Here is a 19680-nt window from a genome sequence, read left to right on the forward strand (position 1 = left end):
GGCAAAATAAAAGGAGGCTAAGGAAATCCTCAGTCCTCCCAAGATCGAAAAGTCATTTTGAATGGAATGAAACTAACTTCTCACCGCTTCAACTTATCCATATCCGCCAGCGGACTGTTGTAAAGTTTCGCGTAAAAGCCACCGGCGGCCAGTAACTGCTCATGTGTGCCGGATTCGATGAGCCGGCCTTGGTCGATGACGAGGATTTTGCTGGCGTGGCGAATGGTGGAGAGGCGGTGGGCGATGACGAAACTGGTGCGCTGCTGCATGAGGCGGTTCATGGCGCGCTGGACGTCGGTTTCGGTGTTGGAGTCGATGGAGGCGGTGGCTTCATCGAGAACGAGCACCGGCGCTTGGGCGACAAAGGCGCGGGCGATGCTGAGGAGTTGGCGCTGGCCTTGTGACAGGCGGCTGGCGTTTTCGCTGAGCATGGTGTTGTAACCGTCTGGTAGTTGGCGGATAAACGTGTCAGCGTTGGCGGCTTGAGCGGCGGTTTCGACCTCGGCGTCGCTGGCTTCAGGCCGACCCATCCGAATATTTTCGCGAATGGTGGCGGTGAAAAGAAACGACTCTTGCTGCACAACGGTCACCAGGCGGCGCAGGCTCGCGCGGGTGAGGTCGGTGACGTTGTGGCCGTCGAGGGTGATGCTGCCGCTGGTAAGTGGATAGAGATTCGTGAGCAGGTTCATGATCGTGGTTTTGCCCGCCCCCGTTGGCCCGACGATGGCGACCACTTCGCCTTGATGCGCAGTGAAACTGATGTCGTGAAGAACCTCGGTTTTACCATCATAGGCAAACGAAACGTGATCGAACTGCACATTGCCCGCCGTGTGAGTGAGCGCCAATGCATCACGCACATCGCGTTCCGGCTCGGCGTCCACGACCTGGAAAACCCGTTCGGCGGAGGCCAGTGACAGTTGCAGGGTATTGATCAGGTTGAGGATGTTGTTGATGGGGCCGGTGAAATTGCGCAGGTAAATGAGAAAAGTGAAGATGACACCGACTGTGATGCTTGTGCCGCCATGCAGGATCGCGAGCGCGCCGGCAAACGTGATCAGCAGGTAGGCGAAGTTATTGGTCATGTTGTTGAACGGGCCGATGACGCCAGAAAAAAGCTGTGCCCGATACGCCGCGGCTGTGTAGCGGGCGTTGGTTTCATTGAAGCGATCGAGCGTGTCTTGCTGGTGATCGAAAAGTTGCACCAGCTGCTTGCCGGCAACATTTTCTTCGATTTGTGTGTTGAGACTGCCAAGCGCTTCCTGTTGCACGGTAAACGCCCGCTGGGTAATCCGCGCGGCTGTCCGCGAATAAAAGAACGTCGCAACCGAGGCCAAGACGACAATCCCCGTCAACAACGGACTCAGCAGCAGCATCGCAATGCCCATTCCGATGACGCTGATAATCCCGGTGTACAGCTGCACAAACGTCTGCATTAGCGCCGTGTTGATATTATCGACATCGTTGGTCAGTCGGCTCATAATATCGCCATTGTCATGGGTGTCAAAATACCGCATCGGCAGGCGTTGCATTTTAGCAAACAAATCATGACGAATAGCAGCACTGGTGCGCTGTGCGACTTTGGTGGTGATGCTGGTCTGAAAATACGTGAAAACGCTGCTCAAAAAATACATGCCTGCCAACAAACCGCTGACGATCAACAATTCGCGCAGTCGGCCCTTGGTGATAAATTGGTCAACTACAATACCGTTGACGCGGTTACCGATGATGGTGGCTAAGGTTGTGAAGAGGGTTAAGCCAAAAACAATGAGCAATTTACTGCGATCCGCACTGAGGTAGCCCCAAATCCTGCGCACGGTTTGTTTCCAGTTCACTAAGGTTACTTTTTCCGGATGCAGGTTGCGCGGGCCGCGCCGTCCACCGATATTAATCAAGGTACTCACCACCTAACTGGGTTTGAACAAGTTGCGCGTAAAATGGCGAACTTTTGACGAGCTCATCGTGGGTGCCGCGGGCAGTGATGCGCCCGTTTTGCATGACGATGATCTGGTCACAGTCCATGATGTTCGGCACGCGCTGGGAAATGATAATGGTCGAGCGGTTGCGGCGATTTTTGATTAGCGCGTCTTGAATGGCGGTGTTGGTTTCCTGATCGACCGCACTGGTGGCGTCGTCCATGACCAGAATATCCGGGTCGGGGATGATCGCGCGGGCCAGATTCAGGCGCTGGCGTTGGCCGCCGGAAAAGTTTTTACCGGCTTCTTCGACTGGTGCGGTGTAATCCGTCCCGATAAATTCCGTGGCACTGGCGATGGCGACACCTGAGGCAAGTTGCGCCGGTGTGGCTTGTGGGGCGCCATAATCCAGATTGCGCTCAACGGTTCCGGAAAAAAGCAGCGAATTTTGTAAGGCAACGGTGATCTTTTTGTGCAATGAGGCCAAGCTGATTTTCTGAATATCGGTGCCGCCGATGGTGATGCTGCCTTGATAGTGCTCGTAAAGCCGCGTCAACAAGGCGATGAGCGTGGTTTTGCCGGAGCCGGTCGAGCCGATGATGCCAAGCCACTGACCGCTGGGAACAGTGAGGTTGATGTCATCGAGAATCGGCCGACTTTTGGAAAAGCCAAAGGTGACGTGGTTAAACGCAATCGTGCTGTCAGCCGGGGCAACCAGCGTCCCAGTGGCTTCGGTGCCAGCTTGTTCGGCCAAAACGGCACTGACCCGTGCACTGGAGGTGACGGCCCGCGAGAAGGTGGTGATGAGGTTGACGGTGTTGGTCATGGCGGTGGTGATTTGAATCATGTAGTTCACAAATGCCATGATTTCGCCGGTGGTCATACTGCCACTGATTGCAAGATTGCCACCATAGGCCAAGGCGGCGACCACAGCGAGATTCAGAACTAACATAATCAGCGGTGCCAAGGTAACCGTCGCGAGCACGGCGCGTTGGCTGATCTGCTGCAGGTTATGATTTTCGGTGTTGAACTGAGTGCGTTGATGGTCTTCCAGAACATAGGCCTTGATCGTTTTGGCCCCAGTCAGATTTTCACTCATGATGCGGTTCATCACGTCCACTTGCCCTTGCATCGCGGTATAAAGCGGCAAGGAACGGCGGACGACAACGTAGATATAGATCGCCAGAATCGGCAAGGCGATCAAGACAATCCATGAAAGCCGCGGCGACACGATCATGGACATGACAATCCCACCGAACAGTAACATCGGCGAGCGGATCAAGCCACGGGTGAGCATGCTGACCATGGTTTGCATCTGCGTCACGTCGTTGGTGATTCGGGTGATTAAAGTTTCCGGCTTCAACGCTTGTGGATCGCGATCGGCTAACGCAATGGCCAGCATGTGGCTGCGCAGATTCTGCCCCATTTTCAGCGCAGCGTAGGATGAAAACGCATTACAAATGGCGCCGAGTGCAAACGCCGCTACGGCAATGACCGCCATGAGGATCGCGGTCTGCCAGACATAGGTCATATCCTTGCGCGCCAAGCCGACATCCACGATCCTGGCCATCAAAGTCGGCTGCTGCAGATCCAGCAAGGCTTCACCCATAATGGCGATCGGCGCCAGAAAAAAGCTAACCCGCGCCCAGCCATGCATGTGGTCAAACAAGATTTTCAGCATGTCAATTGCCTCCGTTTTACTTATGAAGCCATTCTACGGCGGGAATGGAAAAGTTGCATGTGATTGGCTTGTTAAGTGGGTTGATGAGGGGTCTTGGGGGTTTGTGGATAAGTGTCGGATGTGGTTTTGGGCAGTATTGGGAAAGATTATGTTGAACGACTTGGAATCAATTAAGGACCCTAAGATTTCAAATGATCCGAAATCTTAGGGTCCTTAATTCAGATGCTCAATGGCATAGTTGCAAATATCGGCTCGTTCAGCGTTTTGATGAAACTGTGTGATGCAGTTTGCGAGTTGAAGCAAGCGCTCGGGAAATTCCGAGGAAAGTAGGCAGACTAAAAGCCGCGTTAACTTTGACGAGGAACCGCGGCTTTTAGTTGCGACATAGTCACCGTGCTTTTGACGGTTCTGCTGTTTTACGAGGGGCGTCTTGTTTGTGCAGGGCGCTCTTTACTTAGATGATATTGTAACTGGTTTGAATTCATAACTGCAACACATTTGCGTTCATACTGGTTAATCGTCAAAGAAAAACTTTCTGGCATGATATACTTAGCGAATAAGACAAATTGGTCTGATATAGTTAACGACTGCATGCAAGTGGTTTTTGCACAAGCAACCAAGTTACGTAAAAAAGGGGGGGAGCAGTCAGTGTTCGAAGATAAATATCACTTGTCTCCTAGAGATGAAAAGTTGCTGTTTGGAAAGAACTTGGTGTCAATGATTTATCTTGCCGGAAAGTACGAAAACCTCAGTACGACTTTGTTACAAACCAAAGCAATCGTGGAAAATCTGACTGTTGACGGCGTGAAGCCAGAGGATGTTCAGACAGTGCTTAATTTAAAGGCCGCCTATCAATTTGCCATGCGCCTACACAATGTGGCAGAAATTGATACTGAAACAATCAAACAGGTTAATTTAATCGTTCAAGGCGCTGGCGAACCTGATGCTGGTCAAATTAGGACAAAATCAGTGGTCGTCGGCTTAACCAATGAGGATTATGTGCCACCGATTCCGGTTGAAAGTAATGTTATTCAAACGGTCAACGCTATTTTACATTCGGAAACAAGCGTGACGGACAAAGCCATCACGTTAATGCTGACACTTTCACGATTACAGGTTTTTACCGATGGCAATAAGCGGACTGCTATCGTTGTCGCCAACGCGTTGATGTATCAAGCAAATGTCGGATTACTGGCGGTGCCGGAAAAGAAGATGCATTGGTATCTATCACAGTTGGCTAAATATTATAAGACCGGCCGCATTCAAGTCATCAAGCAATGGCTGTATGATCACGCGGTATTCGGTATAAACGAGTCTTGAACGGACTTGGACTTTAAATGACAATGCAGTATGCCAATTCTGATTGTTGCATAGAAACTTGTTCGCTTGACGGTAAATAAAAAACGCTTGTAGCCTTTGCGGCTCTAGCGTTTGGCGTTCAAGTACGGTATAAAAATATAGCAGAGAAGTTTAATGACGGTTGGCAAATCCAATTACAAGGGAAGTGGTCGCCTATGGGGATACACAAGCTCTGAGTGAAAGGAGAGGCCTGTTTGTCTGATGTAGATGCGATCAACCTCATGCTAACGTTTGGCAGCTTTGTGCTGCTGCTCATTGGCACGGTGGTTGCCATCGTTGTTACTATCATCGGCAATCAAAAAGACCGTCACTAGATTTCTGACAGGAAGTCTGACGGTCTTCTTTTGATTGTCAACCCAATGCCAGCCGTCTTAATCGGCTCTGCAGCAGAGAGAGCATCAGGTGGAACTGGTGCTCTCTTTGTATTTGTATTGTAACATGGAGGAGTTTCGGCTAGCAACACTAACTAATGGGATATAACATTTGAAGATCATATTGACACTCAAACGGAGGTAGGAAAGTTGAAACATAAAACGCTTAAGGTCATCACTGGCAGTTTGTCAACCGGATTACTGTTTTTGATTCTCGTCTTTTTGACATATCGAGTTCATCGTAATGGCAGCCGTATCGGAACATTGCAATCATATCTGGCACTAATGGTCATCATGGGGGTGACGATACTACTGATGATGGTTGCAGACCGCACTTATTTGCTTATCACCGGACGTCACCTAACCAAGATGTTCGTAGAACTGCGAAATGCCATTGACGAGTTGAAGGAAGCACTCAGAAGACTCCGGGAATAGTAGATAAAATAAAAATGCGCAGGCTTCGGCAAGCGTTTGCCTCTTTTAGTTGTTCCTTGAACTTAAGCCTTCTAAAAATTGTTAACGGTAAATCCGATATTCCTGTCCAGTCTGTTTTCCCTGGACACTTTTCAAATAACCTGTCGCTGCAAGCTTTGCCGGGATGGGGATAAAGCCGGCATACGAATCCTTGAGTTGGTCGTAAGATTCTTCTACGATCGTCGGGCTCACACAATTGATTCGTAAACCGCGCTTCAGGTCAATCGCGGCTGATTTGACGAATGCCGCTATGCCACCGTTGGCCATTGCGCCTGACGCACCACCTGCAATCGGATCGTCTTTGGTAACGCCGGTGGTTAAGGTGATGCTGCCGTTGTCATTGAGATGATGTTGGCCGACCAATACAAGATTGATTTGGCCGAGAAGCTTGCTAGTCACCGCAACCATATTATCCGCCGGTGTCATCGTGTCCAATGACATAACCTTGACCGCGCCCGCCACATTGACGATTGCATCAATGCTGCCAATCTTGGTAAACATAGCCTCAATACTTGCCAGATCGGCAATATCGACTCTTACATCGCCTTGATGCCGACTAGCAGTGATGACGTCATACCCATACTTTCGCAATAATTGCGCTACTTGTGACCCGATTGTCCCGTACGCACCAATCACAACGACTTTCTTCATGAAAACGACCCGCTTTCTAATAAAATTTTGCCCGTGCTTTTGCCTGATTCAAGCAATTCATGGGCTTTTCGGCCATCAGCTAACGGTAAAATAGTTGGCGGCTGCACCTTAATTGCGCCGTTTAAGACATAGCGAAATAATCTGGTGCTACGGGTCTGGCGGGCTTCAAAGCTTGTGAGATAATCCCATAAGTCACCAGTAAGCAGACTTTTTGATTGATTCAACAAGTTAACAGCGTCAATTTTGGGTGGGAGCCCGCCTGCCATGCCGTAAAAAACAACGCTGCCGCGATGCCCGACCAAGTCAAAACTTAGCGGAAGCGTAACGCCAACCCCGTCGAACACCGTGTCAAAATGGCCGCGTTCATGTTCAGCCCAATCTGAGTGTCGAAGGAAAACCCTTGATGTGCCTAACTTCAAGGCAATCTCTCTTTTCGCCAAAGTAGAGGTCACACCTGCTACTTGGACGCCATCGGCAATCAACATTTGGGCCAACAATTGGCCGACACCACCGCTAATACCATGGATCAATACCCGATCACCAACATGATTCCGGGCCAAGTCGTGCGCCAAAAAGTCGGCGGTCAAGCCTTGCAATCCGATGCTTGCTGCGGTTTTATCATCAATCGCTGAAGGAACACGAATGGCGTGATCGCGCGGAACGCGGACCAAAGAGGCGTTCGCGAATGGGACGTCAACGAATAAAACCCGCTCGCCCAGTGTAAAAGTCGTGACGTCGGATCCAATGGCAACAATCTGACCGAGGCCTTCATATCCATCGATAAATGGTGTGTGTGGTTCAAGGTGATAGGTTCCACGCCGCCGATAAATATCAGCAAAGTTTAAACCAATGTAGTGGGTCTGAACCAATAGATCCTCTGGGCCAATTTGTGGGTCTGGCAGTGTCCCATATTGCAACACATTCGCGTCACCAAACGTTTTGAAGAACAATGCTTTCATTCGAGTTTAGCCTCTCAATCCATGGTGTTTGAAGGTCAGCGAGTCTTGGCGATGTGCCTTCTATAGGCGCGCACAAGTGAGTCTTGGTGCAATGGGCTGGTAAATGGCGTTGCGGGCATGCATCAGCTAGATCGGATTTGTTCATAAGCATTACCTCCGTACAGTCTTGTGACCAGTGTACGTCTCGAAATAGACGGGAACAAGTTAAGCTGCCGGAGATGCTTATATCCGATCATTATTTATTCGTTGCCCCAATATACTGAAACAGACTATTCGGCGTGTATTCAACGCCCTTGACTGATGGTTTTGTCAGATGGACAGTACCCCATTGGTAAAGCGGAATGATTCCCTGTTCTTTAGTAATCAGCCGGTTAGCTTTGAGCAAATCGTTCCAGCGTGCTTGTGGCTTGGTAGCGTTTTTGCCCGCAGCATTGGCCATGTATTGATCATACTGTTGGCTGCTCCAGCTGCCAGAAAAATTGCTAACGGAACTAGTGTAACGGGTTAAGAAATTTTCAGCATCCGGATAATCGGGCCCCCAGATGCTGGCCATCATGCCGTATTGATGCGTCGTGCCCATCTGCAGCCAACTTTTCTGCGGCACGGTTTTAATCGTCATTTTGACTTTGATACCGGTTGTTGACAGATTTTGAAAAGTGCCTTGCAGATACTCAGCAGTTTCTTTTGCTGCAGGCGTGTCATTTGCTAGGAATGTAAAGTTAAGTGTTTTTTGCCCGACCTCAGCCATGCCTTGTTTGAAAAGTTTGCGCGCTTTTTTGAGGTTGTAGGTGGTGTATTGAGCATATCCGCCTTTAAGCGATTCCTTGGCAAAGTCAGCGCCGGTTTTGGCATTGTAAAAGAGATTAGTGGTTACAGCACTGGTTGCTGGCGTTGAACCGTCGCCTAAAACTTTGTTAATAAAAGCTTTTCGGTTGATTGCCATCGATAATGCTTGTCGAACTTTGGTATTGCCAAAAGCGGGCACTGCTTGACTATTCATTCTAAGATAGGTTTCCCACGGCTGCTTGATAACATGGTAACCACTCTGACCTTTGGCGGCCTCAGCTGTTTGCCCTGTCACTGAGACATCATCCAACTTACCACTCTTGTATAGATTCACTGCCGTCGAATTTTCTTTGACCGCTTGATAGGTGATTTTCTTTAAATGTACGTTTTTGGCGTTCCAGTAATTGAGATTCTTAACCTCGACCCATGAATCATCGGTACCTTTCCAATTTTTCAGAATAAAAGGACCATTAAAGGTAAGCTGGGCGGAAGTCTTGGCAAAGTTTTTGCCGTATTTTTCGACAGCTTTCTTTTCAACTGGGTCAAAAGTCTGCAAGCAGGTCATACTTTTAAAATATGGAATCGGTTGATCAAGTGAGACGACGAATGTGTATTTATCCGGTGCCTTGACGCCCAGTTGTGAGGCAGCCATTTTACCTGCTGTGATGGCATCAGCGTTCTTAATGCCACTCATGATAAAAGCGTAAGGGGACTTCGTAGCTGGATCGACAACCCGTTGCCAAGCAAAGACGAAATCAGCCGCCGTGACGTCGGTACCGTCTGACCACTTACTGCCATGGCGCAGGTGAAACGTGTAGGTTTTTTGGTCAGCTGACACGTCAGTTTTGACTGCCAGGTCAGACGTTAATTTGTTTCCCTTATAGCGATAGAGTCCCGCCATTGTGTCCGTTAATGTTTGGCCTGAAACGGCATCAGTGAACTGTGCGGGATCCATGGTCGCGATAATGTCGGATGTCATCGTCTTATATGTATTGTTACCACTGGTTTTTGAAGATGATTGCTGGCCGCATCCTGCCAGTAACAGCGTGATCGAGAAAGCTGATGCAATTTTTGCGAGCCGTTTCAACATGTAATCTCCCTTTTTTCTAATTAAATATAAATTCAATGATGAAACTATAACACTTGCTTAATTGTGCCGCAAACTCAATAACTATAAGAACACTGTTGAAAAAAGCGGTTCCTTGTCCGGGGGAAAGAACAGGTTTACGCTTATATTTGGACGAGTAAAATGAAAAGAAAATGAGAGAAGGCGTTAAGGTGCAAATTAAGAAGATTCAAGTCTTTCGCCGCCCGATTACCTTGCATGAGCCGTTCAAAGTCGCATTTACCACACTCTATAAACTCGAGACGCTGCTTATCAAAATCACCACCGACACCGGTTTGATCGGCTATGGGGAAGCAAACCCACTTGAACAGGTGACAGGCGAGAGCATTGATACAGAAGAGGTTGCCCTCAAGACCTTGTCCCAGGCGTTAAATGCCAGTGATCCGCGTAGTTTAGAAGCCATTCATGCCAAAATGGATGCCTGTTTCGCTGGACATACCGCGGCAAAAGCGGGGATTGATATGGCTTGCTGGGATCTGCTTGGAAAAGATGCCGGGTTGCCGGTTTATCAGTTGCTGGGTGGGACTGGGAACGTTTTGACCAGTGATTATACAATCGGAATTAATTCGCCGGAAAAAATGGCGCAAGAAGCGAAACAGCTGGTCGATCAAGGATACAGAGAACTCAAGGTAAAAGTCGGCATTCAAGACGCTGATGATCTTGCGGCTGTGCAGGCGATTCGTAAGGCAGTTGGCCCAAAGGTAGATTTGCGCCTAGATGCTAACCAAGGATGGAACCCTAAACAGGCTATTCGGATGATGCGGGCCATTGGCAGTGCTGCTTCGGCGGTTGAACAGCCGTTACCTGCTAACCGCTTGGATCAGATGTCGGCAGTGTGTCAGCAAATTGACCAGTTGGTGATGTTAGATGAAAGCGTCCATAATGCCAGCGATGCCTTTGCAGCGGTGCGGTCAAGCGCGTGCGATATCATTAATATCAAATTGCAAAAGTCGTCTGGTTTGTCTGGCGCCGAGAAAATTAACGCGGTGGCTGAGGCGGCTGGGATTCCGTGCATGGTCGGTTGTATGGCGGAAACACGCATCGGCATTGCTGCGGCAGCGCATTTTGTTGCTGCCCACCAAAATGTTCAGTACGCTGACTTGGATTCGTTTCTGCTATTTGATGAACCAGCGTGGTTACGCGGTGGATTTACGGCGGATGCAGGGAAGTATCAGCTAAGCGACAAACCGGGATTAGGCATCGAATGCGATCTGTAAAAGCTGTTTGAGTTGTTGACAGTGGTCACCATAACGCGTTCACCGGCGCAGAAACCTACATGTAAGGGCTCAGTCGCAATGGCCGAAACGCCCAAGGCCGCTTACACTCCGGTTTCTAAACGCGCCGGTTCATGCTCAGGCTAGGCAAGGAGGTCTTTATGACAATTTTTAAATTTTATCAGTCTGGTTTGCATTTTGGCACGTTCAAATTGGCGGATCAGTCCATTACATATTCTTGGTTAGGCAGTCGAGAAAAAACGTTAAACGATGACAATAATGCTACTTTTAAGACATACGGCGAGCTTGATATTCAGGAAACTTTAAAACGCTGGCAAGATGGCGGTTACGCAAGCTTTTCGCAGGCGGATCATTTTAAAACCGCTTGGGGCGCCGAATACCAACGGGCCGATGAACATCATTGGATGAATCGGGGACCAAAGTATGCGGTTGACTTGATTGAGGCTGATGACAGGATTGTCGGGTTTCAGGTTTGTGCGCGCAATCTGACGAGTGTGCTGATCCAACCGGGATACGAACGCTATAGTGTTTTGGCTAAGTGGCAGGAAGCCGGGTATTCCACAACACCAGGTCGGGCACATCAACCGTTCACGGCTTGGGCACCCATGCGTGATGGGGTTGGGTTGGCAGCAACGGTGATTTTGCCTGCCGGATCAGGACCCTTTCCAACCGTGATGGAACGAACGCCTTATGGTCGCGAGGTTTATGTGGCGAGTTACATGCGTTATGTTTTGCGGGGCTATGCAGTGGTGTTGCAGGATGTGCGCGGCCGCGGTGATTCGGAAGGCGAATGGTTGCCGATGATCCACGAGCAGGATGATGGCGATGACACGCTGAATTGGATTGCTGCCCAGCCGTGGAGTAACGGCAAAGTGGGGATGTCTGGCGGCTCATATGGCGGGTATGTTCAGTGGGCCGCGGCTGCCAGCGGGAATCCCCACCTTCAGGCCATTGTTTCGATGGTCACGGCAGGCGGACCGTTCACCGATACCTACTATCGCCGCGGCGCCCCGTTTATGGCACAGGTGGCATGGTCGATTGCGACGGACGGCCGCCACTTTAATTCGGCATTAACCGATCGCGATGATTGGGATCAACTCATGAAGGTTCGACCGATCGAAAAGATTCCCGAGATTGTTCTGGGGCATCCCCAATATGGCATGACCCAATTTATGCGCCATAATCATTATGATCGTTTTCTCAACCGAGGGGACTGGTTTGCCAGACGCGACAAAATTAAAGTGCCGGCGCTCATTCAAAGTGGTTGGTACGATGATGATGGCATCGGCTCGACGGAAGCCATTGCGGCAACGACTGACTATCCGTCTGACAAGCGCCGGATCATTCTTGGCCCGTGGCTGCATGGCGGCAATGCCCAGTATGATTTAGGACCGGTTCATTTGGGCGCCGAAGCACTGCGGCCGGATATTGATCTGATTCACCAGCAATGGTTTGATCATTTTCTTAAGGGTGTTGAAAATGGCGTCGCTGCGGGCCCATTGGTTGAATACTATACTGTTGGCGAAGAACGCTGGCATACAGCAGCATCTTTTCCCCCAGCAGGCCTCGTCAAAGTTTTACATCTGGGCGCAGATGGCAGCTTGGCGGTGCCTGCGCCAGAAGCGGGCACTGTCAGCTATGTTCACGATCCAAGCAACCCCGTGCCAAAGTTAATTTCGGTGACCCAGAATGAATTCGAATTTCCGGCTGATTATCAGAAAGTTGAAAAGCGTCCTGATGTGGTTAGTTTTACCACGAAGGAACTAACAACCCCGCTGCGTGTCGTTGGCCAGGTGAAGCTCGATCTCTGGGCATCATCTAGCGCCGTCGATTGTGACTGGGACTTCCGGGTCTTGGATGTTACGCCAGATGGTCAGTCCATTCAAATGGTTGAAGGCACGATGAATGCCAAGTTCCGCGACAGTTTGTCAGAATCAAAATATCTCAAGCCTGGCAAGGTGACCCATTTTACCGTACTTTCTCAGAAAACATCCTATGAATTGCTAGCCGGTCATCGTCTGCGCGTCGATATTCAAAGTTCGGCTGGCGGATTTGTTTTTCCAAATCCCGGAACCGAGGAAGGCTTTGCCAGTGACCGCTTCGTGAAGGCGACACAGACGATCAGTTGCGGTGGCCAACATGCCAGTGCGATTAGCTTTGTTAGTGATCGGCCAAAGAACTGACGAACCGCGCCAGCTCACGCTCTGGCTGAAACGCGTTCCCTGGCGCAGAAGTCTGCGTGTAAGAACCTCAGGCGCAATGGCCAAAACCGAGCCATCACGCCTGATGCCACTTACACTCCGACTTCTAACCGCGCCAGTTCACGCTCTTAGTAAAAAATTTGACAATTGCGGATAAAGGCCGTATATTCCTAAACAACTAATCAACACTTTGAGAAGAAGAGTAACCTTGGAGCAGATGATGCAGCGAACCCGGTTGGTGGAAAAGGGGCATTGGCAAGAAGGCGAAGATGAGCTTCGAATAGTGATTCGTGTGGTTAACGCCCATGGATCGGCTACAGCCGTTATCCTGCCAGGTATCAACAGGTACTGGAGGCGGTGTTGCGACATCGCGAACAAGGGTGGTAACACGGCATGGTCGTCCCTTGACTACGAATAAGTAGTCAGGGGGCGACTTTTTTGTTTGCAGCAGGAGCAAGTTTGAAGGTCACTCAAAACAAAGTGATGAGACGGTGATGTTGAAAATAACTTTTGTCAAGTTTTTATCGGCCGTATTCGCGCTGGCCGACCATTTGAGGAGGCTTTGTTTATGAATCGTTGGAAGAAAATAATCGTCACAGGAATTGCCTTGGTGTCACTTTTGACGCTGGTCGCTTGCGGTAAGGCCGCAAATGATAGCACCGCTGCCAGCTCAAGCAGCAAACCCATCATGCTCGGCAGTAGTGGCTCGGACTATCAAATCTGGCAACATATCGCTAAATCGCCGCAAGCCAAAAAGGCGGGACTGACGATTAAAGTGAAGCAGGTTACGGATGGCAACGTTATTAATGCTTCGACTGCTGAAGGGCAACTTGATGTGAACGCGTTCCAGTCGTACGCCTATTTTCAGCAATACAATAAAATCAATCCAAGTCAAAAATTGGCCGCACTTGGGACGACCTATCTTGAGCCGATGGGGTTGTATTCAAAGAAGTACAAACATTTAAGTGACATTCCCAATGGCGCGACGATTGGCATTTCAAATGATCCGGCCAATGCCACCCGCGGGCTATTACTACTTGCGGCCGCTAAATTGATCACGCTGAAGCCGAATTTTAATGCGCTGAGTACCGTGAAAGACATTCAGACCAATCCTAAACAGCTAAAATTCAAAGAGGTGGAAACCACGGTGCAGACGCTGCCGGACGTTGATGCAGAGTTGATTTCCAATACGCGGGCCTTGGATGGCGGACTCAACGTTTTGAAGGATTCGCTTTTCCATGAAAAATTAACTCAGAAGACGCGGGCAAATGTCAATATTCTCGCCACTGCAGCCAAGAATAAGAACAATAAACAGTTCAAAAAACTTGTGAAACTTTACCACGATCCAACGCTTCAAGCTTGGATCAAGAAGACTTTTTCCGGGACAAAGCTTGAGGTTAATAAACCGATTAGCTATTTGCAGGAAAATAGCTGAGTGTGGTTACCTGTCAATTTCCGCGGTTCCTATGCCATTCTGGATCTGTTATAATGAATACGTAAAAGAGACGCCTTGCCTCAACAAAGCGTCCCTTGTTACAGCAGAACCGTATTAAGAACGGTGGCTTACATCGCAAACTAAAAGCCGCGATTGGTGTCCAAAGTCAACGCGGCTTTTAGTATGTTTATTTTTTTCGGAATAATCCGAGCGCCTGCTTTAGCTCGTAAACTGCAAAGCACAGTTTTATCAAAGCCTTGATCAAACGAGTGAACGTGTTGACCAAAACAGTGAACGAGCTGATGCAAACCGTGATTGTCGCAAGTGCGGCAATCATAAACACACCGGCACCTCCTTTCGTCGGAATGTGGTTCGATAGTTTTTACACCATCGGCATCACCTTCTTTCGATTGCGAGGCGCCACCGCCTATTAACTTTTCTGCTCATTCATAGCTTATCAGATGTCACACCCGCGACCAATCATATCGCGGGTTTTTTAATAACTAAAAGCCTGAAAAGATGTCAGAGGTTAAATGAACCTAAAGTGCTGACTGAACAAGCGTATAATAACAATTGTACTGTTAGATCACGTGATTCAATTTTCTCGAAGGAGGTTTTTCTATATGTGTTCATCCATGACGATCAAATCGCTTCAAGGTGATATTTTCTGGGGCCGAACGATGGACTATAACACGAGTTTCTTTCACGAGACACCGGCTGGCGGCGTTCCGGGGAAAATCGTGAGTCTACCGGCCGATCATCAATTGCCGGCGCAAAGTGGGACTTGGACAACCAAGTATGCTGCGGTCGGCGTTGGTGTTGATCAGAGTGTCGCTTTATTTGACGGCGTTAATAGTGAAGGCCTTGCTGGCGATCTTCAGGTGCTGGTTGAGTGCAGCTGGGCGAGTGCCGATTCACTGGCAAAACGCAACTTGAAACCGATCAAAGGTGAAGAGTTTGTCAGCCTGGCTTTGACAACTTGCAAAAATGTTGCCGAAGTACGGGAACTGGCCGGTCAATATGGCTTGATTGATGAACCGCTCCAGTTCGGCGGTCAAGGCGTTAAAATTCCGCTGCATTATACGTTTGTCGATCCGTCTGGCGCTGGGTTAGTCATCGAGCCAACTGATCACGGGGCCTTCAAGCTTTATGACAGCATTGGCGCCATGACAAATAGCCCGGAATATCATTGGCACACCACTAATTTACGCAACTATGTCAGCCTGAACGATCACAATTATCCTGAAGGTGCCGATCTCGGTGATCACCACCTTGACCCGATTGAACTGGGAACCGGCTACGGCATGTTTGGCTTGCCAGGTGATTACACCTCCCCGTCGCGGTTTGTCAGAGCCATGTTTGTGTCCCGCAATCTTGATCCGTTTGAAAGCAAAGATGGCATCCGCGTGCTTTACAATGCCTTCAAGACGGTCCTGATTCCGCAAGGCTTAGGTCGTGACCCCAAACACGACATTTTGACGGATTACACCCAGTATTGGTCAGGCTATGACTTGAGCAAGCGCGCAATTTACGTTCAGGATTCGAACACGCTAACCATGACCACCAAGACGCTTGACCCGACCGTTACGGAAGTCACCTATGACGATTTGGTAAAAACGGAACAGTTTAATCAACTATAAAAAATCTCCAAAAACTCATCACAAAAACGCCGCCAAATAGGGAGCTCCCCTTTGACGGCGTTTTTGTGCAATGCTATAAAGTTTATCGTTGTCGTTTTTGCCGTTTGTTCTTCTGCCACTCGGCCATGGGAATAATCTGATCCGAGTCGGCGTGATCGGCTGTTTTGGCGTGGCCTTTTCGCGGAACCGGCTTTTTGGTCAAGGCTTCCTTAATCTGATTTTGCGCCGTGTCAGCTAGGGATTTCATTTGGGTTGCCGTCCACAAGTGGGTGCTGGCGGTGGACTTGATGAAGATGGCTAAGGACTGGCCCAGGCCTTCCTGTTTATCCGGCGGCACGAGTTTGGTGTCGCGCAGCAGTAGCAACAGCGCAGCGCCGATGTCCTGGCTGGTCCATTCTTTCGGCTCGTGGCCAAACATGGCTTGAATCGTGTGAATCAGGAAAAAGATCACCGCGCCAAAGAATTCTTCGTCCTGAGTGGCTTCTGGTAGGTGATGCCAAGCTTTTGAGTCGAAAAAGACCATTAGCTGATCAACTAGGATTGACATGCTTTCCGAATCGACATCAAGATCGCCAGCAGGGTCAAAGCCGATATCACGCCCGTCAGAATCATCAGCCATTGGGGAGGCGAGCTCGCCATCTTCGACTAACCCGAGGACATAGGTTGTTGTGAGCAGTGCGCCCATTAAGGCATCAATGAAGTCGATAATCGTCAGCTTGACGCGTTTGGTGCGAATTAACCAAATCATCATGGCTTTGATGAGCTCTGAAGCAATGGCGATGGCTTCGCTGCGGCGGCGATCGTCATCGTTGACCTGTTGCAGTGTCGTTTCGAGTGCAATCGAAACCGATTCAGCAGAAAGTGTCTGAATGGTGGAGCGTAGATTCTTGAATGACGCAGCAAAGAAGGTGACCAGAATGGCGCGAATTTCTTTTGGTGGTACTTTTCTAAAATCCGGATCCTGCATCAAAGCCGCATAGTCATCGCTTTTTTGAAAATCAGACCAATAAAGATCGATTTCCTTGCTAGCATGTCGTTGCAGTTTTTCTTGGTAATCCATGTTGCCCTCCACTTCTTGTTGTTAGGGGTTTGCTTATCTTCAGTTTAACAGTTGTCAGCCTTTGCTCACATGAAAAGTTGCTTTATTTTCCAGAAGAAAATCATCGCAGCAAAAGTCCTGCGATATGGGTGTTTTCGCGAGCGTCTAATGGTTAAAATCTAGCCAAATAAAATCGGCACCAAAGACAGAATACGCGTCTTTGGTGCCGGTTGACTGAAAGTGTGGCGGATAAATGACTTTTTACTTGCACAGGTTGCTTTAGTGGCAATCTATTCGAACATTTTCTTCGTTGCCCGCATCAAGGTCTTAATATCCTTGTCATATCTTGGCGTTTGAACGAGGTGACTCATCGGGATGCCAGTGAAGTGATAGGCAGCAATTTCACCGGAACGGACAGCGCTTTGTTCCGTGAAGACCATCTGGAATGGTTGTTCGACGAATTCACCGGTGAAGGCGAGATTGGTTGAATGGGCCGGAATGACTTCCGGGCGATCGACTTTGGCGCGATTGTTGAAAAGTGCCGAAGCATATGGCATGTAGACCGGAATATTGTTGATGATGCTGGCCATAATTGCGTCTTGGTGATCGCGGATATTGCCGGGACCCGGATCGACTTTTGCCAATTGGCCGATCAGTTCAAGCGCCATTTCCTTACCGGTCATTTTGATATACGGCTTGTTGACGAACTCACCGTAACGCCGTGGATAGAGGAAATAGCCCCAAAGAACGGTCTCGTTTGGCTTTTGGGTCGTGAAGTGTGGCTGATGATGCACGACAATCGACATCATCACATCCTTTTGCCCAAGCGCCGTGATCGGTTGGGTGGATAAGAAGGAATTCAAAGCATTCCCCGGAAGCTGCGTCGTGATGCGTTCGATTTCATTGAGCAGCAGGTGATCCTTGGTGGTCAAAGTAAAACTGACCCATTCGCTGGCGGCGCGATCAGCAAAGAACTTATCAGGATTGCCAAGGTTATAAAAATGTTCAGTAGCTTGTTTCCATAAGCCAGCCGCAGCACCTTGATCCATGTTTTCAACGGCCGGGTGGTCAAAGTCGCCTTGTGTGGCTGAATCGGTGATGGAGCCGTTGGTAAAGAAGACGGCAGTGTCATCATCCACAGCAACATGCTCGGTTTTGTTGGTTTCGGTGTTCAGCATGTTGAGGCCGGTGACGGTGATTTCGTCGGTCATAGTCGTGTCTTTAAACTCAAAATCCGTGACCCGGCGATTGAGAATAATCCGGCAGCCTTGATCCTTCAGATAGTTGATCAGCGGCAACATGATGCTTTCGAATTGGTTGTAGCGCGTGCGGTTAACGCCCACCAGATGCTCGATTTGCGTGAACTCATAAATCATCATGTGCATGTAGCGCCGCAACTCTTGCGCCGAACTTTCAATCCGGAACGCGAAGGTCGTTTCCCACATGTACCAGAAATTCGTCTGGAACATATGCGGATCATCTTTGAAGTAATCGGCAATGCTGACATTGTCGAGTTTTTCTTCTTCTGAGTCCGGCATCATAATCAGCTTGGTCAGCAAAAGGCGATCCTTGTTATTAAGCCCCAAATGGCCAGCTTGAATGATGCCGATGCCGCCTTCCATTAACCGCGCCTTGTCAAAAGTGCGATGCTGGGCATCGAACTGCCGGGTATCTTCTTCAGCCGTCAGCCCCGGTTCAGTTGCCGAGGGAATCCGACTCAACAGGTCCATCAAATCAACATAGGTTCGATAGTTCAGCATGCGACCGCCGCGCGCCACATAGCCTTTGGTGTTTTCCATTGGATGAACCTTATTCCAGTACTCATCCGCCGTATCAGCAGCCGGTGCGCCATCATTTGACCCATGATCGTCCAGTGAATAAAACGTGATTTGATCCCCTTGCCAATGACCTTCCTGAATCAGATAAACGGCAGCCGCCATATTAGCTAGCCCAGCGCCGATCATGATCGCCTTATGCTTGATCATCTTTTAGTTCCCCCTAACGACTTTCGAACTTCTTGTATGCATCTGCGTCATCTTTGAACAGTTCCATTTTGTTAGCAAAGTACCAGGCTGTCCCACCGGTTACCAAGGCCAGGCCAAGTGCCGTCCATAAAAGTTTTTTCATATAAAAACGCTTCCTTTCCGTCTATAGCTATAGTATAGCCATGCGAAAAAGAAGCGTCTTTAGTCAAAATGTGGCGTTTGTTCGAAAATTAAGTTCTTTTATTGTGCGCTTGCTTGTGCACAATGAACGCAATCGAACCGTTAAGCATCAGATCGGCGCGTTTGATGAGGTCGGCTTCGGGTTCCTGTAACGACTGCGATAACCACAACAAAACCTGGCCGACAATCGCGGCGCCATAAAAATTGCAGATGTCCGCAACCATTTTGGGCGGGGTGGTCGGATCAATGTCCAGCACCACTGGCTTGACCATGTCAGTCGCGGACTGGAAAAGGAACTCTTCCAGCATGTCGCGACCAACAGAATTGAAGGCGTTCAAACAAAATGCCTGATTGGCCAGGATGTAATCAAGCACCAGCCGATACTTGGTTTCCCAGGTGGCCGCCCCGAGATTTTGCATGACTTTACGCCCAATATCGGCATCAAGCGTCCATTTCAGCAGGCCGTAGATATCCTCGAAATGATAATAAAACGTGTTGCGATTCACGTGGGTTGCGGCACTTAATTCCGCAATGGTAATGCGATCCAGCGGCTTATGCTGCATGAGCTGCTTTAAGGTGGTCGCGAGTTGCATTTTGGTCTGATCGGATGTGGCCATCAACATCATTGCTCCTGTGATTATGGTA

Annotated in this window: 18 protein-coding genes; 9 read left to right on the top strand and 9 right to left on the bottom strand. The window is 49.2% G+C overall.

What is annotated here, in order from left to right; genetic code table 11:
• Positions 1 to 80: 80 nt before the first annotated feature.
• Together LACZS1_RS02420 and LACZS1_RS02425 are read right to left on the bottom strand one after the other, a co-directional pair.
• Complete coding sequence (locus LACZS1_RS02420) at positions 81 to 1892, bottom strand: ABC transporter ATP-binding protein (RefSeq protein WP_070650732.1); 1812 nt, start codon at positions 1890 to 1892, stop codon at positions 81 to 83.
• The gene (locus LACZS1_RS02425; RefSeq protein ID WP_172493407.1) at positions 1885 to 3594 is read right to left on the bottom strand and encodes an ABC transporter ATP-binding protein; all 1710 of its coding nucleotides are present in this window, start codon (positions 3592 to 3594) and stop codon (positions 1885 to 1887) included. The genes LACZS1_RS02420 and LACZS1_RS02425 overlap by 8 nt, the downstream gene beginning before the upstream one ends.
• A 648-nt stretch (positions 3595 to 4242) precedes the next feature.
• Here LACZS1_RS02425 and LACZS1_RS02430 point away from each other — a divergent pair.
• The 3 genes from LACZS1_RS02430 (at position 4243) to LACZS1_RS02440 (ending at position 5759) form a co-directional block, all read left to right on the top strand.
• Positions 4243 to 4914 carry a Fic family protein gene (locus LACZS1_RS02430; RefSeq protein ID WP_083311578.1) on the top strand — a complete coding sequence of 224 codons (672 nt, stop codon included), beginning with the start codon at positions 4243 to 4245 and terminating at the stop codon, positions 4912 to 4914.
• 233 nt (positions 4915 to 5147) lie between these two features.
• Positions 5148 to 5267 (top strand): putative holin-like toxin, encoded by a 120-nt coding sequence (locus LACZS1_RS02435; protein WP_115656709.1) that lies wholly within the window; start codon positions 5148 to 5150, stop codon positions 5265 to 5267.
• Positions 5268 to 5474: 207 nt separating this feature from the next.
• Complete coding sequence (locus tag LACZS1_RS02440; protein WP_070650744.1) at positions 5475 to 5759, top strand: hypothetical protein; 285 nt, start codon at positions 5475 to 5477, stop codon at positions 5757 to 5759.
• Positions 5760 to 5840: 81 nt separating this feature from the next.
• Here the strand turns inward: LACZS1_RS02440 and LACZS1_RS02445 are convergent, their stop codons facing one another.
• The 3 genes from LACZS1_RS02445 to LACZS1_RS02455 all read right to left on the bottom strand — a co-directional run bounded on the left by LACZS1_RS02445 (position 5841) and on the right by LACZS1_RS02455 (position 9284).
• Positions 5841 to 6449, bottom strand: coding sequence for a short chain dehydrogenase (locus LACZS1_RS02445; RefSeq protein ID WP_070650746.1), 609 nt, complete (start codon positions 6447 to 6449; stop codon positions 5841 to 5843).
• Positions 6446 to 7408 (bottom strand): zinc-binding dehydrogenase, encoded by a 963-nt coding sequence (locus LACZS1_RS02450; protein WP_070650748.1) that lies wholly within the window; start codon positions 7406 to 7408, stop codon positions 6446 to 6448. The genes LACZS1_RS02445 and LACZS1_RS02450 overlap by 4 nt, the downstream gene beginning before the upstream one ends.
• Positions 7409 to 7643: 235 nt before the next feature.
• The gene (locus LACZS1_RS02455; RefSeq protein ID WP_070650750.1) at positions 7644 to 9284 is read right to left on the bottom strand and encodes a peptide ABC transporter substrate-binding protein; all 1641 of its coding nucleotides are present in this window, start codon (positions 9282 to 9284) and stop codon (positions 7644 to 7646) included.
• A gap of 188 nt (positions 9285 to 9472) precedes the next feature.
• Here LACZS1_RS02455 and LACZS1_RS02460 point away from each other — a divergent pair, with 188 nt between their 5' ends.
• From LACZS1_RS02460 to LACZS1_RS02485, 6 genes are all read left to right on the top strand, one after another.
• Complete coding sequence (locus LACZS1_RS02460; RefSeq protein WP_070650751.1) at positions 9473 to 10537, top strand: mandelate racemase/muconate lactonizing enzyme family protein; 1065 nt, start codon at positions 9473 to 9475, stop codon at positions 10535 to 10537.
• A gap of 158 nt (positions 10538 to 10695) precedes the next feature.
• Positions 10696 to 12738, top strand: coding sequence for a CocE/NonD family hydrolase (locus tag LACZS1_RS02465; protein WP_070650753.1), 2043 nt, complete (start codon positions 10696 to 10698; stop codon positions 12736 to 12738).
• Between the two features lie 256 nt (positions 12739 to 12994).
• Entirely contained in the window at positions 12995 to 13174 is a 180-nt protein-coding gene (locus LACZS1_RS02470) for a hypothetical protein (RefSeq protein ID WP_070650773.1), read from the top strand.
• 150 nt (positions 13175 to 13324) lie between these two features.
• On the top strand, positions 13325 to 14191 hold the full coding sequence (locus LACZS1_RS02475; RefSeq protein ID WP_070650755.1) for a MetQ/NlpA family ABC transporter substrate-binding protein: 867 nt from the start codon (positions 13325 to 13327) through the stop codon (positions 14189 to 14191).
• Between the two features lie 278 nt (positions 14192 to 14469).
• A complete protein-coding gene (locus LACZS1_RS02480; protein ID WP_157951517.1) occupies positions 14470 to 14625 on the top strand; it encodes a hypothetical protein in 156 nt (51 codons plus the stop codon).
• A gap of 189 nt (positions 14626 to 14814) precedes the next feature.
• Positions 14815 to 15831 carry a linear amide C-N hydrolase gene (locus LACZS1_RS02485; protein ID WP_010492969.1) on the top strand — a complete coding sequence of 339 codons (1017 nt, stop codon included), beginning with the start codon at positions 14815 to 14817 and terminating at the stop codon, positions 15829 to 15831.
• A gap of 82 nt (positions 15832 to 15913) precedes the next feature.
• On the opposite strand, the gene LACZS1_RS02490 is transcribed toward LACZS1_RS02485, so the two are convergent.
• From LACZS1_RS02490 to LACZS1_RS02505, 4 genes are all read right to left on the bottom strand, one after another.
• Positions 15914 to 16891: a hypothetical protein gene (locus LACZS1_RS02490; RefSeq protein ID WP_010492971.1), complete on the bottom strand. Its 978-nt coding sequence runs from the start codon at positions 16889 to 16891 to the stop codon at positions 15914 to 15916.
• 269 nt (positions 16892 to 17160) lie between these two features.
• The gene (locus tag LACZS1_RS02495) at positions 17161 to 18855 is read right to left on the bottom strand and encodes an oleate hydratase (RefSeq protein ID WP_070650757.1); all 1695 of its coding nucleotides are present in this window, start codon (positions 18853 to 18855) and stop codon (positions 17161 to 17163) included.
• 13 nt (positions 18856 to 18868) lie between these two features.
• On the bottom strand, positions 18869 to 18997 hold the full coding sequence (locus tag LACZS1_RS02500) for a hypothetical protein (protein ID WP_010492975.1): 129 nt from the start codon (positions 18995 to 18997) through the stop codon (positions 18869 to 18871).
• An 88-nt stretch (positions 18998 to 19085) separates the two neighbouring features.
• Positions 19086 to 19652, bottom strand: coding sequence for a TetR/AcrR family transcriptional regulator C-terminal domain-containing protein (locus tag LACZS1_RS02505; RefSeq protein WP_070650775.1), 567 nt, complete (start codon positions 19650 to 19652; stop codon positions 19086 to 19088).
• Positions 19653 to 19680: the final 28 nt, after the last annotated feature.

The organism is Lacticaseibacillus zeae subsp. silagei (assembly GCF_030770335.1).
Classification (GTDB): Bacteria; Bacillota; Bacilli; order Lactobacillales; family Lactobacillaceae; genus Lacticaseibacillus; species Lacticaseibacillus zeae.